This is a genomic window from Sandarakinorhabdus rubra, assembly GCF_010994245.1.
Taxonomy (GTDB): Bacteria; Pseudomonadota; Alphaproteobacteria; order Sphingomonadales; family Sphingomonadaceae; genus Sandarakinorhabdus; species Sandarakinorhabdus rubra.
In genome coordinates this window covers 1-1,372 of the sequence record NZ_WMHO01000365.1, presented here as the reverse complement: position 1 = coordinate 1,372, position 1,372 = coordinate 1, and the positions used below count along the sequence as shown (strand labels likewise).

General features: G+C 71.4%; 3 protein-coding genes. All 3 read left to right on the top strand.

All coding sequences use genetic code 11. The features are described 5' to 3' along the window. A partial coding sequence (locus GJV64_RS14525) for an exodeoxyribonuclease VII large subunit (RefSeq protein WP_328799204.1) occupies positions 1–264 on the top strand: 264 nt, incomplete at its 5' end. Continuing rightward, positions 264–482: a DUF2093 domain-containing protein gene (locus GJV64_RS14520; RefSeq protein ID WP_164158192.1), complete on the top strand. Its 219-nt coding sequence runs from the start codon at positions 264–266 to the stop codon at positions 480–482. The genes GJV64_RS14525 and GJV64_RS14520, both read left to right, overlap by 1 nt. Beyond that, on the top strand, positions 482–1,342 hold the full coding sequence (locus tag GJV64_RS14515) for a M23 family metallopeptidase (protein ID WP_164158191.1): 861 nt from the start codon (positions 482–484) through the stop codon (positions 1,340–1,342). The genes GJV64_RS14520 and GJV64_RS14515 overlap by 1 nt, the downstream gene beginning before the upstream one ends. Positions 1,343–1,372 lie beyond the last annotated feature (30 nt).

Below are 1,372 nucleotides of genomic sequence, written 5' to 3'. Positions count from 1 at the left end.
GCCGAAACCGCGCTGCGGCCCTTCCTGCTGACGACGCGGCTGGCGCGGGCCACGGCGCGGCTGGGCGAAGGCGCACGCCTGCTCGACAGCCTGGGCCCGCAGCGGGTTCTTGCCCGCGGTTATGCCATCGTGAGCCGCGCGGACGGCACGCTGGTCGCGACCAGCGTTGCGGCAGCAGCCGAAGATCGCTTGACGATCCGCTTCGCCGATGGCGAAACGCCGGTGTTCACCAAACCGGTGCCCACGCAGGGAAGATTGTTCTGATGCTCGATCGTTTCGGCCGCGCCGCCCGCCTTCACTATGAATCGGGCAGCTATCGCATCCTGGCGCCGGGGGACCATGTGCTGTGCGCCGTCACCGGCCAGCGCATCCCGCTGGCGGCCCTGCGCTACTGGAGCCACGAGCTGCAGGAAGCCTATGCCAGTGCCGACATCGCCAGCAACCGCTATGCCGAGGCGCGCGCGAAGGGCATGTTCCCCTGATGCGGCTGCTGGCGCTGCCGCTGCTGCTGGCGACAGCCGCCATCACCGGGGCGGCCGCGCCGCTGCCGGTGCATGTGGCGGAACCGCTGGCCGCCACGCAGGGGCAGATCCTGATCGCCAGCCTGCCTGCCGGCAGCCACGAACTGACGCTCGATGGCACGCCCGTCCACGTCGAGCCCGACGGCCGCTTCATGATCGGCATCGACCGGGATTTTGCCGGCTCCATGGCGTTGCGCTGGGTGACGAAGGATGGCCGCAGTGCCCACCGCATGCTCAATGTGACGGCGCGGCCGTGGGACATTGACCGGCTGCCGGCCCGTCTGCTCACCCCGGCCGATCCGGACGCACCGCGCAACCTCGAATGGGAGGCCAAGCGCGCGGCCGAGGTGGCGCAGGTGCGCGCCGCGCGGGCCATCCCGTCCGACTATCCCTTCTGGCGCGCGCCGTTCCGTTGGCCGGCAACGGGGCGCATCTCCACGCATTTCGGCTCGCAGCGCTTCTATGGCGACACGCCGGCCAGCTATCATGGCGGGATGGACATCGCCGCCCCCAGCGGCACGCCGGTGACGGCGCCGATCCCGGGCGTGGTGCGGCTGGCGGCCGGGCCGTTTTCCCTCGAGGGCAATATCGTCATCCTTGATCATGGCCGGGGCCTCTCGTCGGCGATGCTGCACCTGTCGCGCATCGACGTGGCAGCGGGCCAGATCGTGCGGCAGGGCGAGGTGATCGGCGCCATCGGCAGCACCGGGCGCTCCACCGGGCCGCACCTGCACTGGGGGCTGACGTGGAACGGCGTGCGCGTCGATCCGGAAGCGCTGCTGCCGCCCCAGTTGCCCCCCGCGCCGGAGGCGGGCCGGTGAGCGCCCAGTTGTTCGCGCTCAACCCGGCGA